At 68.6% G+C, this 13,525-nt stretch carries 13 protein-coding genes; 7 read left to right on the forward strand and 6 right to left on the reverse strand.

From position 1 onward, the window contains the following. Positions 1-30: 30 nt before the first annotated feature. Complete coding sequence (locus ABIC66_RS07210) at positions 31-2,058, reverse strand: hybrid sensor histidine kinase/response regulator (RefSeq protein WP_354068936.1); 2,028 nt, start codon at positions 2,056-2,058, stop codon at positions 31-33. Between the two features lie 168 nt (positions 2,059-2,226). Between ABIC66_RS07210 and ABIC66_RS07215 the strand changes: the two genes are divergently transcribed. Beyond that, positions 2,227-3,129, forward strand: coding sequence for a 5'-methylthioadenosine/S-adenosylhomocysteine nucleosidase (locus tag ABIC66_RS07215; protein WP_354068938.1), 903 nt, complete (start codon positions 2,227-2,229; stop codon positions 3,127-3,129). A gap of 17 nt (positions 3,130-3,146) precedes the next feature. Here the strand turns inward: ABIC66_RS07215 and upp are convergent, their stop codons facing one another. The 3 genes from upp to ABIC66_RS07230 are packed head-to-tail and all read right to left on the reverse strand — an operon-like array spanning position 3,147 to position 6,495. Further along, on the reverse strand, positions 3,147-3,776 hold the full coding sequence (gene upp / locus ABIC66_RS07220; protein ID WP_354068940.1) for a uracil phosphoribosyltransferase: 630 nt from the start codon (positions 3,774-3,776) through the stop codon (positions 3,147-3,149). A gap of 53 nt (positions 3,777-3,829) precedes the next feature. Then, positions 3,830-6,028, reverse strand: a complete 2,199-nt coding sequence (locus ABIC66_RS07225; protein WP_354068942.1) for a xanthine dehydrogenase family protein molybdopterin-binding subunit — start codon at positions 6,026-6,028, stop codon at positions 3,830-3,832. Between the two features lie 2 nt (positions 6,029-6,030). Next, positions 6,031-6,495, reverse strand: coding sequence for a (2Fe-2S)-binding protein (locus ABIC66_RS07230; protein ID WP_354068944.1), 465 nt, complete (start codon positions 6,493-6,495; stop codon positions 6,031-6,033). A gap of 254 nt (positions 6,496-6,749) precedes the next feature. Here ABIC66_RS07230 and ABIC66_RS07235 point away from each other — a divergent pair, with 254 nt between their 5' ends. From ABIC66_RS07235 to ABIC66_RS07260, 6 genes are all read left to right on the forward strand, one after another. Next, positions 6,750-7,394 (forward strand): DUF47 domain-containing protein, encoded by a 645-nt coding sequence (locus tag ABIC66_RS07235; protein WP_354068946.1) that lies wholly within the window; start codon positions 6,750-6,752, stop codon positions 7,392-7,394. Positions 7,395-7,399: 5 nt separating this feature from the next. Next, positions 7,400-8,401 (forward strand): inorganic phosphate transporter, encoded by a 1,002-nt coding sequence (locus ABIC66_RS07240; RefSeq protein WP_354068948.1) that lies wholly within the window; start codon positions 7,400-7,402, stop codon positions 8,399-8,401. Further along, positions 8,389-8,958 carry an NUDIX hydrolase gene (locus tag ABIC66_RS07245; protein WP_502910330.1) on the forward strand — a complete coding sequence of 190 codons (570 nt, stop codon included), beginning with the start codon at positions 8,389-8,391 and terminating at the stop codon, positions 8,956-8,958. The genes ABIC66_RS07240 and ABIC66_RS07245 overlap by 13 nt, the downstream gene beginning before the upstream one ends. 103 nt (positions 8,959-9,061) lie before the next feature. Next, a complete protein-coding gene (locus ABIC66_RS07250; RefSeq protein WP_354068952.1) occupies positions 9,062-9,787 on the forward strand; it encodes an endonuclease III domain-containing protein in 726 nt (241 codons plus the stop codon). A 31-nt stretch (positions 9,788-9,818) separates the two neighbouring features. Next, the gene (locus tag ABIC66_RS07255; RefSeq protein ID WP_354068954.1) at positions 9,819-10,541 is read left to right on the forward strand and encodes a DUF72 domain-containing protein; all 723 of its coding nucleotides are present in this window, start codon (positions 9,819-9,821) and stop codon (positions 10,539-10,541) included. Between the two features lie 47 nt (positions 10,542-10,588). Beyond that, complete coding sequence (locus tag ABIC66_RS07260; RefSeq protein WP_354068956.1) at positions 10,589-11,005, forward strand: hypothetical protein; 417 nt, start codon at positions 10,589-10,591, stop codon at positions 11,003-11,005. Here the strand turns inward: ABIC66_RS07260 and ABIC66_RS07265 are convergent. Both ABIC66_RS07265 and ABIC66_RS07270 read right to left on the reverse strand, forming a co-directional pair. Continuing rightward, positions 10,980-11,951 (reverse strand): M15 family metallopeptidase, encoded by a 972-nt coding sequence (locus tag ABIC66_RS07265; protein WP_354068958.1) that lies wholly within the window; start codon positions 11,949-11,951, stop codon positions 10,980-10,982. The genes ABIC66_RS07260 and ABIC66_RS07265 overlap by 26 nt on opposite strands. A 14-nt stretch (positions 11,952-11,965) precedes the next feature. Continuing rightward, entirely contained in the window at positions 11,966-13,462 is a 1,497-nt protein-coding gene (locus tag ABIC66_RS07270; protein WP_354068959.1) for a CoA-acylating methylmalonate-semialdehyde dehydrogenase, read from the reverse strand. Positions 13,463-13,525: the final 63 nt, after the last annotated feature.

The following is a 13,525-nucleotide window of genomic DNA, read 5'->3' on the forward strand; positions in this document are numbered from 1 at the left end:
TGGTTAAGGCGTCAAACGCCCGCCACGTTTTCAGACCGCCGGCGACAAGGTTTCCTGCTCGCCGATCGCCGTCGCCATCGCTTCGATCAATCCGAGGGCGGACAGGGGCTTGGCCACGTGGCCGTCGAACAGGTCGTCGGCCGGCAGCGCCAAGGCGTCGGCCGAGAACACCAGAATCGGCCGCCGGCGGTTGGGTCCCTGCCCGTCGCGGATGCGGGTCGCCGCGACACGCCCGTCGACCCGCGGCATGCGCAGGTCCATCAGGATGACGTCGAAGGCCTGGCCCTCGGCCTCGACGATCGCTTCGTCGCCGTCCGACGCCTCGACCAGGTCGACGCCGAACGGGCCGAGGATGGCGCGGACCAGGTGCCGGTTGGCGGCGTTGTCGTCGACCACCAGGACGCGGCAGCCCTCCGGCAAGCCGATCGGCGTCTGGGGCGCATGGTCCTCGGCGACGGCCTGAGCCAGGCGGGCCGGAATCTCGAACCAGAAGCGCGAGCCCGCCCCCGCCTCGCTTTCGACGCCGATCTCGCCGCCCATGGCGTCGACCAGCCCCTTGCAGATCGCCAAGCCCAGACCCGTGCCGCCATACTTGCGGCTCGACGCGCCATCGACCTGCGAGAAACGCTGGAACAGCTGCCCCGCCTGGTCGGCCGCGACGCCGGGGCCGGTGTCGGAGACCTCGAACGCCAGACGCTGGGTTCGGGTCTCGAACCGCGCGGTGACGATCACCGCCCCGCTGTCGGTGAACTTCACCGCGTTGCCGATCAGGTTCAGCAGAATCTGGCGCAGGCGGTCGGGATCGGCCTCCACCAGCGGCGGCAGGGTCTCCCCGTCCGAGACCCGCAGCATCACGCCCTTGTCGCGCGCCTGAGCCGCGAACAGTTCGACGACCTCGCGCGCCAGCTCGGCGGGCGACATCGGCTGCGGCTTGATGTCGACCTGACCGGCTTCGAGCTTGGAGAAGTCGAGAATGTCGTTGACCGTCGCCCGCAGCGCCTTGCCGGCATTGGCCACCCGCTGGACATAGGCGCGGGTCTCGTCGCTGAGCTCGGGCTGGTTCTCGACCAGCTGGGTGAAGCCCAGCACGGCGGTCAGCGGCGTGCGCAGTTCGTGGGACATGTTGGCCAGAAACTCGGCTTTCACCTGGGCCGCTTCCTCGGCCTGGACTTTCAGGCGACGACGCTGCGCGCTGGTCGACGCCAGTGGCAGGGCCGAAAAGATGGCCACCACCAGGAAGAGCTGCAGGATCAGGGCCCGCTCGGTCAGGTCGCCGCCAATCAGGCCAATGGGGCCAGAACCCAGGGCGGTGAACACCACCGCCACCGCGCCGACCATGGCCACGCCGATCGCCGCGCCCAGCACTTCCAGCTCCAGGGCGACGAAGGCCAGGACCGGCGGCAGCAGGAACAGCAGCGGATAGCGGCTCTGGCCGAACACCAGCAAGGCGGCCGCGTCCAGCGCCGCCAGGGCCAGCCAGCCGCGCCGGGTCAGAGGTCGCTCGGCCAGCAGGTCGCGCGCCTGGCTCAGGGCCAGTAGGCAAGGGACCAGCGCCATCAGGCCCAGGGCGTTGGACAGGATCCAACTCATCGCCCTCATCGGCAGGGCGCCCCAGCCCAGGGCCGCGAAGGTCGCCGTGGAGATGGCGGCGGAGATCAGCGGCCCACACACGCCGAACAGCGCCAGCAGGCCCAGGTCGCGCGGTTGGCCGATGACGATCGTCGGCCCGACGGTCCTTCGCAGCGCCCAGGCGCAGAACAGATATTCGACGACGTTGGCGACCATCAGGCCGGCCGCCACGCCCAGCCTGGCCTTGAGATAGAGGCTGGCCAGGAAGGTGCCGGTCGCCGCCCCGGCGATCAGCAGCGGCCAGCGCCGGGTCTCGGTGCGCAACAGGGCCGTCAGGACGACGGCGTTGGCCAGCCAGATCGGCGCGTTGTGGCCGAAACGCCGCGGCAGGTCGATGCAGAGGTAGGCCAGGACGAACACGACCAGACCCAGCCCCAGCGCGGCGGCCAATTCGCCAAGGCGGTCGCGTAGGTCTGAGCGGTCGTCCATCGTCGTCCACCTTTGCCAGTGATCCGTCACTTAGCAACCCGAGACCGCCCGCGCTGTGTCCTTGATCACCAAGCTGACCTTCGCGCGCATCTCGCCGCTTGGGCCGAGACCGCGTGGCGGTTAAGCAAGCCGAGTCGCCCTCCCCAGGCCGCTTTCCAAGGAGTCGCCATGCGTCTGCCCGCCCTCGTTCTGGCCTGCCTGTTCCTCGTCGTCTCTCCCGCCCTGGCTCAGAAGCTGGACGAGACGCCCCGCGTCGCCGTCATCTCGGCCTTCCCACCGGAGATCGGCGCCCTGAACGCGGCGACCCGCGAGCCAAAGACCTTCGATGTCCACGGGGTGACCTTCACGACCGGCCAGCTCGAGGGCAAGCCGGTGGTGGTGTTCCTGAGCGGCGTCTCGATGGTCAACGCGGCCATGACCACGCAGATGGCGCTGGACCGCTTCAACATCACCCGCATCGTCTTCTCGGGCATCGCCGGCGGGGTCGATGAGGGACTGGACATCGGCGACGTCGTGGTCGCCGACCAATGGGCGCAGAACCTGGAGAGCGCCTTCGCCCGCGAGACCGACAAGGGCTTCGACGTCGCGCCCAGCATCCGCACCACGTCGCTGGCCAATTTCGGCATGATCTATCCGCGCGGCATCCACATGCCCGGCGACGCCCTCGGCACGCCGGCCCGCCTCTGGTTCCCGGCCGATCCGGCCCTGCTGGCCACCGCCCGCAAGGTCGCCGCCGAGGTCGCCCTGCAGCGCTGCGCCGCCGACAAGTGTCTGGTCCACCCGCCCAAGGTCGTCGTCGGCGGCAATGGCGTCTCGGCCCCGGTGTTCCTCGACAACGCCGCCTACCGCAAATATCTGCGCGCCACGTTCGAGGCCCGGGTCGTGGACATGGAAAGCGCCGCCGTCGCCCACGTCGCCCTGGTCAACAAGACCCCGTTCATCGCCTTCCGCAGCCTCTCGGACCTGGCCGGCGGCGGCGCGGGGGCGAACGAGATGCACACCTTCATGGCCCTGGCGTCGGACAATTCGGCGACCGTGGTGAAGGCATTCGTGAAGGCTTTGGCGGACTAAGGGGTTGCCGCGGGTTCCTACCGCGTCCCGAACGTCCGGTCGCCGGCATCGCCCAGCCCCGGCACGATGTAGCCGTGCTCGTTCAGCTTGGCGTCGACCGCCGCCGTCCAGATCGGCACGTCCGGATGCGCGGCCTGCAGCGCCTCGACACCGGGCTGGGCGGCCAACAGGCAGACGAAGCGCAGGTTCGTGACACCGTAGTGTTTCAGACGGGAGATGGCGGCGATGGCCGAGTGGCCCGTGGCCAGCATCGGATCAACCACGATGACCAGGCGGCCGGAAATGTCCTCGGGCGCCTTGAAGTAATACTCGACGGCCTCCAGCGTATCGTGGTCGCGATAGAGGCCGATGTGGGCCACGCGGGCCGAGGGGACCAGGTCCAGCATGCCTTCGCACATGCCCAGGCCCGCGCGCAGGATCGGGGCGAACACCAGCTTCTTGCCGGCGATCTCGTAGGCCGTGGTCGGGGCGACCGGGGTCTCGATCTCGACCGGGTCCATCGGCAGGTCGCGGGTGATCTCGTAGCAGATCAGGGTCGCGACCTCGCGCATCAGGGCGCGGAAGGTCTTCGTCGAGGTCGTCTTGTCCCGCATCTTGGTCAGCTTGTGCTGGACAAGCGGGTGGCTGACGACGGTGACCTGGGACATGGAAAGGCTCTGCTAGAAACGTGTGTTCACGCTCCTAGCACGCCGTTTCGAAATCAGGCCAGTTGGTCGCCGATCGGCAAGGTGCGGATGCGCCTGCCGGTGGCGGCGTAGAGAGCGTTGCACAGGGCCGGCGGGGTCGGCGGATAGGCCGGCTCGCCCAGGCCCGTCGGCTTGTTGTCCGACAGCACGAAGGCCACCTCGACCGGCGGCGCCTCGGCCATCCGCAGCAGCGGGAAGTCGCCGAAATTGCTCTCGACGGCCGACCCGTTCTCGAAGGTGATCCTCTGGCGCAGCGTGGCGCCGATGGCGTCGAGGACCGAGCCCTGCACCTGTTGCTCGGCGCCGCTGGGATTGACGATCTGGCGGCCGACATCGACGGCGGCCCAGGCCTTGTGGACCTTGGGCGCTCTCCCCGCTCCCATTGGGCCCTCGCCGACCGAGGCCTCGACCGCCACCGCCACATAGCCCTGGTGGCTGTAGTGGACGGCGATCCCCAAGCCCGTTCCCTTCGGAACCTTGCGCCCCCAGCCGGCCATTTCGGCGGCGCGGTCCAGCACGCCGCGCAGGCGGCCGGTGTGGACGCTGTCGCCCTTGCCCGGTTCGCCCAGCAGGCGAGGCTCGCCCAGCAGGCGGCGACGGAAGGCGACCGGATCCTCGCCGGCGGCCACGGCCAGTTCGTCGATGAAGCTCTGCAGGACCCAGCCGATGGCGTTGTTGCCCGGCGCGCGCAGCCAGCCGGTCGGCACGCCCAGCGGCATGACCGAGACGTCCTGCGCATAGTTGGCCACGGCGCGGGCCGGGAACTGATTGCCGCTGATGTTGCCGGCCCGGACGAAGCCCTTCTCGGGACCGAAGCTGACGAAGTGGTTGCGCCAGGCGACCAGGTCGCCGTTGGCGTCCAGGCCGGCGCTCAGATGGTGCCAGCCGGCCGGACGGAAGAAGTCGTGCTGGGTGTCGTCCTCGCGGGTCCACAGCAGCTTCACCGGCGCGCCGACCACCTTCGAGATCCATGCCGCCTCGACCATGAAGTCGTTCATCAGCCGCCGGCCGAAGCCGCCGCCGCTACGGGTGAAGTGGATGGTGACGTCGTCCTGGCTGATCCCCAGGGTCTTGGCGACCAGTTCGCGGCCGTCCTCGGGGTTCTGGGCCGGAGCCCAGATCTCGACCTTGCCGTCCTTCCACGAGGCGGTGCAGTTCTGCGGCTCCAGGGTGGCGTGGGCGATGAACGGATAGTCGTAGGACGCCGTCACGACCTTGGCCGCGCTCTTCAGGGCCGCGTCGACATCGCCGTCCTTGCGCAGGGTGCGTTGGGGCGGCTGCCTGGCCAGCTCGGCGGCCTTGGCGGCGAAGGCGGCCGTACTCTGGGCGGCGGTCGGGTGGTCGGCCCAGCTCACCTCCAGGGCGTTGCGCCCCTTGCGCGCCGCCCACCAGCTGTCGGCCACCACGGCCACGCCGGGCAGCAAGCCTTCCAGCGCGGTCCCGCCCTCGACGATAAAGGCGTCGCGGACGCCCTTCACGGCCTTGGCGGGCGCGAGGTCGACCTTGTCGACCTTGGCCGCGAACACGGGGGCCTTCAGGAAAGTGGCGTACAGCATGCCGGGCAGGCGCACGTCGATGCCGAACAGCGACTGACCGGTGACGATCGCCGGGTTGTCGGACTGTCCGTGGGCCTTGCCGACGATGCGGTAGGTCTTGGGATCCTTCAGCGGCACGGCGCCGGGATCGGGCGGGGTCAGCTTGGCGGCGGCCTCGACCAGCTCGCCATAGGCGATGCGGCGCTTGCCGGCCGGATCGACGACGACGCCAGGCTCGGTGACCAGGCCCGCGGCCGGGACGTCCCAGCGCTGGGCGGCGGCCTGGATCAGCAGGGCGCGGCCCACGGCCCCGACCTGGCGGGTCGGCTCCCACTCGTCAGGAGTCGAGGTCGAGCCGCCAGCCGACTGCTCGCCATAGATCTTGGCGTCGACAGGGGCCTGCTCGACGCGGACCTTGGCCCAGTCGACGTCCAGTTCCTCGGCGATCATCATCGGCAGGGCGGTCTTCATGCCCTGCCCGATCTCGGGACGCTTGGCGGCGATGGTGACGATCCCGTCCGGCGCGATACGGACGAAGGCGTTGAGGGCGGCCCCGGCCGGCGCCCCCGCCGCCCGAACCGCGCCCGGCAGGTTGAACGACAGCAGCAGCCCGCCGCCGGCGGCCGCGCCGGCTTGCAGGAACAGGCGACGCGAGGGCTTTTCGAGCAGGTCGGCCATGGTCACGCCTTCACCTGGCCGGCGGCGACCTTGATCGCCTTCTTGATGCGGATGTAGGTCGCGCAGCGGCACAGGTTGCCGTTCATGGCCGCGTCGATGTCCGCGTCCGTCGGCTTGGGCTTGGCGGTCAGCAGCGCCGTGGCCGACATGATCTGCCCGGCCTGGCAATAGCCGCACTGCGGGACGTCGATGGCCTTCCAGGCCTCCTGGACCTTGGCCCCGACCGGCGTCTTGCCGACGCCCTCGATCGTGGTCACCGCCTTCTTGCCGACCCGCTGGACCGGCGTGACGCAGGCGCGCACCGGGACGCCGTCCAGATGCACCGTGCAGGCCCCGCACAAGGCCGCGCCGCAGCCGTACTTGGCCCCGACCAGGCCCAGTGTGTCGCGCAGCACCCACAGCAAGGGCGTGTCGCCCTCGACGTCGGCCGTGCGGGTCTCCCCGTTGATGGTCAGCGTGAAAGCCATGAACGCGACTCCATCCCTGCGCGCCTGTTTCCCTCCAGATGGAGCATCCCGGCGCGAAGGCAATGCTTGCCGCAAGGTCCGAGGGAAAGCGAGAGCCGTCACATAACTTTCACAGATAGGATTTGACGGCCAAATCCTTCCGTGGTTCCCGTGCGCCGCGCGGCGATCCGTTCACGGACGGACATCGTTCCGCACGGATTTCTCGCCTCGCGTATGGGGCCTCCTCACCGCGTCGCACGAAGGAAAGAAGCAAAATGCTGGGCTTGTTCAAGGCCATCATGCCGAAGGAAGACGCCTTCTTCGACCTGTTCTCCGCCCATGCGCGGACCCTGGTCGCGGGCGCGCAGGCGCTGCACGACATGACCGCCGGCGGCGACGCGGTCGCGGCCGCCAGCGCCCGCGTCGACCAGCACGAGGAGGAGGCCGACGAGGTCACCCGCCAGGTGATGATCGCCGTGCGCCGCACCTTCATCACGCCGTTCGACCGCAGCGACATCCAGGACCTGACCACTTCGCTGGACGACGCCATCGACCAGATGCGCAAGACCGCCAAGGTCGTCAGCCTGTTCGAGGTCAGGACCTTCGAGCCGCAGATGCGCGAGATGGCCCGGGTCATCGTCGAGGCCGCCAAGCTGACGGAAGAGGCCGTGAGCCTGCTGCCGAAGATGCGCCTCAACGCCCACAAGCTCAGCGAGATCGCGGTGAAGATCACCGAGATCGAGGAACAGTCCGACCGGATGTACGACCAGGGCCGCAAGGACCTGTTCCTGGCCCATCGCACCGGCGACCCGATGGCCTTCATCGTCGGTGTCGACATCTACAGCCATCTCGAGAAGGTGATGGATCGCTTCGAGGACGTGGCCAACCGCATCAGCGGCATCGTCGTCGAGCAGGTCTGAGTCCCGTGGACGCCACGTTCCTGATCCTGGTCTTCCTGGTCGTCGTCGCCCTGGCGTTCGACTTCCTGAACGGCCTGCACGACGCCGCCAACTCGATCGCCACGATCGTCTCGACGAGGGTGCTGTCCGCCCGCTGGGCGGTGCTGTGGGCGGCGTTCTTCAACTTCATCGCCTTCCTGTTCTTCGGCCTGCACGTGGCCAAGATGGTCGGCTCGGGCATTGTCGACCCGCACGTGATCAGCGACCGCTTGATCTTCGCGGCCCTGATGGGCGCGATCAGCTGGAACCTGTTGACCTGGTGGGCGGGCATCCCCTCGTCCAGCTCGCACGCCCTGATCGGCGGCCTGGTCGGCGCGGCGACCGCCAAGGTCGGCGGCCTCGGCGCCATTCAATGGGCGGGCCTGGGCAAGACCGCCGCGGGCATCGTGGTCTCGCCGACCATGGGCTTCCTGCTGGCGCTCGTTCTCGTGCTGATCGTCTCGTGGACCTTCGTGAAGAGCTCGCCGTTCTTCGCCGACCGGGTGTTCCGCAAGCTGCAGTTCGTCTCGGCCGCGCTGTACAGCCTGGGCCACGGCGGCAACGACGCCCAAAAGACCATGGGCATCATCGCCGCCTTGCTGTTCGCCCATGGCGCCACGGAGAAAGCCGGCGAGATCCCGTTCTGGGTGGTGCTGGCCTGTCAGACCGCCATGGGCCTGGGGACCCTGTTCGGCGGCTGGCGCATTGTTCATACCATGGGCAGCAAGATCACCCGCCTAACCCCGATGCAGGGCTTCTGCGCCGAGACCGGCGGCGCGATCACGCTGTTTTTGGCGACCCATATCGGCGTTCCGGTCTCGACGACTCACACGATCACGGGCGCTATTGTCGGCGTCGGCGCTTCGCGCCGGGTCTCGGCCGTGCGCTGGGGCGTCGCCAAGGACATCGTCATCGCCTGGATCGTCACCTTGCCGGCGGCGGCGCTGACGGCGGCGTTGTTCTATTATCTCGGGTTCTGGATGAAGTGACCGACGCTGGGGGAAAGCAGGAAGGCCGCAAGGCTGGCGGCAAGCGCCGCCAGGTCGCCGCCCTGCCGTGGCGGGGCGAGGGCGAGGCCCTGCGCATCCTGCTGGTTTCCTCTCGCGAGACCCGCCGCTGGGTGATCCCCAAGGGCTGGCCGATGAAGGACAAGACCAACTTCGCCGCCGCCGCCCAGGAAGCCTATGAGGAGGCGGGCCTCGACGGCGTGATCGCCGAGACCGCGATCGGCGAGTACGAGTATCTCAAGAAGCTGAAGAGCGGCGCGGCGCGGCTGGTCAAGGTCGACGTCTTTCCGCTGCGGGTGACCGGCGAGCACGACACCTGGCCCGAGAAGGGCCAGCGGACGCTGGAATGGATGACGCCGGTCGAGGCCGCTCTGGTCGTACAGGAGCCCGCGCTGCGCGACCTGATCGCCCGCTTCGCCGGAGTCGAGCTTCCGGAAGAGGAACGCCCCGCCCCGCATCTGGCGCCGACACCGGTCCGCGTGGCTTTCCAGCGCCTGCGTCGCCGGGTGACGGCGCTCTGGGGGCGTTACCGGCGATAAAAACTGTCATCCCGGCAAGCGCGAAGCGCGTCGAGCCGGGACTGTGGACAAACTAATCCGCGCCGCATAATGTTCTCATTATGTTCTGGCGCGGCGAGTTCCCATGCAGCTGTCCTTAGGTCTGGCCCGGTCCCCGCTGGAGAGTGTCCGCGACGCCCTGCTCTGCGAGTTCGGTCCGCAGCGACCGGCGGCGCGGATGGATCCGATCTCGCAACTGGTCAAGTCGTCGATCAGCGGCCGGACGCTGGATGCCGTCTCGTGGGCTGCCTTCCTACGCCTGCGGGCCGAATTCAAGTGTTGGGAGGACCTGGCCCGCGCACCAGTCGCGGCGGTGGCGCGGCTGATCGACGACGTCACCTTCCCGGGCGACAAGGCCCGCCACCTGACCACCGCCCTCAGGATGATCGAGGACAAGGTCGGCTGGCTGTCGCTAAACCACCTGAAGGGCCTTGAGGTCGACCAGGCGCGCTGGGCGCTGCAGGCTCTGCCTGGGGTCGGGGTCAAGGTCGCCGCCTGCGTGCTGAACTTCAGCGACCTGGCGATGCGGGCCCTGGTCGTCGACACCCACGTCGATCGCGTCGCCAAGCGGATCGGCCTGGTCGGGGCCGGCGACAGCACCCACACCTATCACACGCTGATGGGCCAGGCGCCGGACGCGTGGACGGCCGACGACCTGTTCGAACTGCACTGGCTGATGAAGCGAGGACTGGGCCAGATGCTGTGCCCTCACGAAGGGCCCAAGTGCGGCGCGTGCCCGGTCAAGCAGATGTGCGCCAAGGCCGGCGTCGGCCACAGCGCCGACGTGCTGACCTGGCGGCCGCGAGGCTGAACCCGCAAGCGGTCTCGCGCGCTGAGTGGGAATGGATATTCGCCTCGGGACGGCCGGCTGGAGCCTCTATCGCGTCGCCGATGCGTTCCCGGTCGAGGGGACGGGACTGCAACGCTACGCGGCGCGCCTCAACGCCACCGAAATCAACACATCTTTCTACCGCCCTCACCAGCGCAAGACGTACGAACGCTGGGCCGCCAGCACGCCGCCGGACTTCAAGTTCGCGGTGAAGGTCCCCAAGACGATCACACACGAGCAGCGGCTGGTGGCGATCGACGATCCGCTGGAGCGGTTTCTGGAAGAGACCGACGGCTTGGCCGATAAGCGCGGTCCGTTGCTGGTGCAACTGCCGCCCAGCCTGACCTTCGATCCGGCGACCGTCGAGGCGTTTCTCAAGACATGGCGTAGACGCACCGACGCACCGACCGTGCTGGAGCCGCGCCACGCGACTTGGTTTTCGTCCGAGGCGGCGGCGGTGCTCACGACGTTCGAAGTGGCTCGTGTCGCGGCCGATCCGGCGAAGGTTCCCGAAGCCGCCGAGCCAGGAGGCTGGGGTGGGCTCACCTATTACCGTCTGCACGGCTCGCCCGTGATGTACCGCTCGGCCTATGAAGAAACGAGCCTCGCCGCCTTGGCCGAAAAGCTGAAGGCCCAGACGAGTGGCGAGGCGTGGTGCGTCTTCGACAACACCCAACTGGGCGCGGCCGGACATGACGCCTTGAAGCTCATGGACATGATCGCCTTCCGATCGTAGCGAAGGCTTGTCCGTGACGGCAAGGCAAAGGCTGGCGTGAGATGACTATGACCGCCCCCGACGCCGCGATGATGGTCGCCCCCGAGGCCCTGGCCCGCTTCCTCGAGACCGCCGACGGCTCCCACCTCGACCACGTCTTCTCGACCGGCGACATCACCATCCTCGAGAACTTCCCGCCACACGTGTTCACCGGCCAGGCCGGCCTCGCCCACTGGCGCGCCCTGATGGCCAGCCACGTCGGCGCGATCGCCGACCTGCGCCACGCCTTCGGCCCGCCGCAGGACTTCGGCCTCACGGACGACATCGTCCACTTCACCTTGCCGACCCACTGGACCGGCGTGCGTGACGGGGTTTCCTTCAAGGAACTGGGCGGCTGGACGTTCGTGCAGGCGCGCGAGGCCGGCGGCTGGCGGATCCGGTCTTACGGTTGGGCGGTGATCAGCTTCGAGCCGCCAGTTCGGTAAAGGTCCTGGTCCCGATCCCGTAGCGCTTCCAGTCCTTGTAGTCGAAGTGCCACCACTCCTCGGTGTAGACCGCGAAGCCCTCGGCCTCCATCGCCTGGCGCAGCACCGCCCGCCGGGCCCGCTGCGCGCTCGTGCCGCCCACGAAGTCGGCATAGGCGCGGCCCGAGAACTCGTCGTAGCGGCTGGGCATCTCGACCGGCTTGCCGGTCTTCAGGTCGTACAGCGTCAGGTCGACCGCGCAGCCGCGGTTGTGGCGCGAGCCCTTGGCGGGGTCGGCGACGAAGGCGTGGTCCTCGGGCGGCGTCGCCTCCCAGAACATCCACGTCACGAACCAGGGTCGATAGGCGTCGTGGATCAAGAGGCCATAGCCCTTCTCCGCCAGCACCTTCTGGGCGCGGCCGACGGCCTCGGCGGCCGGGCGCTGCATGTAGGCGGCCGCGCGCTCATACAGCGGGATGCCCATGAAGTTGTTCGACCCGGCATAGCGGATGTCGAGCTTGATGCGCGGGTCGACGGTCGTCAGATCGACCAGGTCGGCCGGCAGATGCTCCTCGGTCTCGACCGGCGGCGTGGCGGCCAGGGCGCGTTGGCGTAGCGCGACCGGATCGGCGCGGACGGCCTTATGGATGGCCTCCTGGGCCTCGGCCCCGAAGTCATGCCAGGCCAGCGAGGTTCCGTTCAGGCGCACCGCGCCCTTCTCCAGGACCAGCTCGCCGCCGCCGGCGATCGCATAGCGGCCGCCACCCGAGGGCGTCAGGCGCGCCGACGACAGCCCAGCCCCATCGACGAACAGCGCCCCGTCCTTCTCGAACACGGTCAGCGGCGCGGCCTTGTCGCCGTACTGGCCGACCGCCGCGAGCTCGGCCTTGGTCTGGGCGCGCGCGGCGCCGGCCAGGAGCCCGGCGGCGGCGAGGGACAGGAAGGATCGTCGAACCAGACCGCTCATCGCCGCCTCCGCGCTTATTTCATCGTCGGGATGACGAAGCTGCTGTCGCCCACGTCGCCTTCCGGCCAGCGGGCGGTCACCGTCTTGACCTTGGTGTAGAACTTCACGCCCTCGACGCCATGCTGGTTGGTGTCGCCGAACGCCGAGCGCTTCCAGCCGCCAAAGGTATGGTAGGCGACCGGCACCGGGATCGGCACGTTGATGCCGACCATGCCGACATTGACCCGCGCCGCGAACTCGCGCGCCGCGCGGCCGTTGCGGGTGAAGATGGCGACGCCGTTGCCGTACTGGTGCTCGGACGGCAGGGCCAGGGCCTCCTCGAAGCTCTCGGCGCGAACCATCTGCAGCACCGGGCCGAAGATCTCTTCCTGATAGGTCTTCATGCCCTTCTTGACGCCGTCGAACAGCGACGGGCCGATGAAGAAGCCCTTCTCATAGCCTTGCAGGCTGAAGTCGCGGCCGTCGACCACCAGTTCGGCGCCCTCTTCCTGGCCGATGCGGATGTAGTCGGCGATCTTGGCGCGGTGCTGGCTGGAGACCACCGGGCCATAGTGGGCGTCGGCGTCGGTGGAGATCCCGACCTTTAGCGAGCCGATCTCGGCGACCATGCGCTCGCGCAGTTCGTCCGCCGTCCTTTGGCCGACCGGCACGACGACCGGCAGCGCCATGCAGCGTTCGCCGGCCGAGCCGAAGGCCGCGCCCGACAGGTCCTTGACCACCTGGTCGAGGTCGGCGTCGGGCAGGACGATGCCGTGGTTCTTGGCGCCGCCCATGGCCTGGACGCGTTTCCCGTGCGCCGTGCCCGTCTGGTAGACGTAGTGGGCGATGTCGGAGCTGCCGACGAAGCTGACGGCCTTGATGTCCGGATGGGTCAAGATGGCGTCGACGGCGCTCTTGTCGCCGTGCACCACGTTCAGCACGCCAGCCGGCGCCCCGGCCTCCATCATCAGCTCGGCCAGCTTGACCGGAACCGTCGGATCCTTCTCCGACGGCTTGAGGATGAAGGTGTTGCCGACGGCGATGCTGATGCCGAACATCCACATCGGAATCATGGCCGGGAAGTTGAACGGGGTGATGCCCGCGCAGACGCCCAGCGGCTGGCGCATCGAATAGACGTCGATGCCGGGACCCGCGCCCTCGGTATATTCGCCCTTCAGGATATGCGGGATGCCGCAGGCGAACTCGATGACTTCCAGACCGCGCTGGATGTCGCCCTTGCTGTCGGCGATGACCTTGCCGTGCTCCGACGACAGGATCTCGGCCAGGACGTTCATGTCGCGCTCGATCAGGCGCTTGAACTCGAACATCACCCGGGCGCGGCGCTGGGGATTGGTCTGGGCCCAGCCGATCTGGGCCTTGGCGGCGTGCTGGACGGCGGCGTCGAGCTCGGCGTCGGTCGCGAACTGGACGCGGGCCTGGACCTCGCCCGTGTTGGGATTGAAGACGTCGCCGAAGCGGCCGGAGGAACCGGTCAGGGTCTGACCGTTCACGAAATGGGCGATGTCTCGCATGATGCGCTCCCTAACGCTGTTTTGCGCGTCAATAGCATCCGCGCACCAGCGCGTATCCAGCAA

Origin of the sequence: Caulobacter sp. 1776 (assembly GCF_040545685.1) — a bacterium.
Lineage (GTDB): Bacteria > Pseudomonadota > Alphaproteobacteria > Caulobacterales > Caulobacteraceae > Caulobacter.

Excerpts from the sequence above, each read along its gene's own strand:
- ABIC66_RS07210 (WP_354068936.1), bottom strand. The coding sequence starts at position 2,058 with ATGGACGACCGCTCAGACCTACGCGACCGCCTTGGCGAATTGGCCGCC.
- ABIC66_RS07270 (WP_354068959.1), bottom strand. The coding sequence starts at position 13,462 with ATGCGAGACATCGCCCATTTCGTGAACGGTCAGACCCTGACCGGTTCC.
- ABIC66_RS07215 (WP_354068938.1), top strand. The coding sequence starts at position 2,227 with ATGCGTCTGCCCGCCCTCGTTCTGGCCTGCCTGTTCCTCGTCGTCTCT.
- ABIC66_RS07260 (WP_354068956.1), top strand. The coding sequence starts at position 10,589 with ATGACCGCCCCCGACGCCGCGATGATGGTCGCCCCCGAGGCCCTGGCC.
- ABIC66_RS07265 (WP_354068958.1), bottom strand. The coding sequence starts at position 11,951 with ATGAGCGGTCTGGTTCGACGATCCTTCCTGTCCCTCGCCGCCGCCGGG.
- ABIC66_RS07255 (WP_354068954.1), top strand. The coding sequence starts at position 9,819 with ATGGATATTCGCCTCGGGACGGCCGGCTGGAGCCTCTATCGCGTCGCC.
- ABIC66_RS07230 (WP_354068944.1), bottom strand. The coding sequence starts at position 6,495 with ATGGCTTTCACGCTGACCATCAACGGGGAGACCCGCACGGCCGACGTC.
- ABIC66_RS07250 (WP_354068952.1), top strand. The coding sequence starts at position 9,062 with ATGCAGCTGTCCTTAGGTCTGGCCCGGTCCCCGCTGGAGAGTGTCCGC.
- upp (WP_354068940.1), bottom strand. The coding sequence starts at position 3,776 with ATGTCCCAGGTCACCGTCGTCAGCCACCCGCTTGTCCAGCACAAGCTG.
- ABIC66_RS07225 (WP_354068942.1), bottom strand. The coding sequence starts at position 6,028 with ATGGCCGACCTGCTCGAAAAGCCCTCGCGTCGCCTGTTCCTGCAAGCC.
- ABIC66_RS07235 (WP_354068946.1), top strand. The coding sequence starts at position 6,750 with ATGCTGGGCTTGTTCAAGGCCATCATGCCGAAGGAAGACGCCTTCTTC.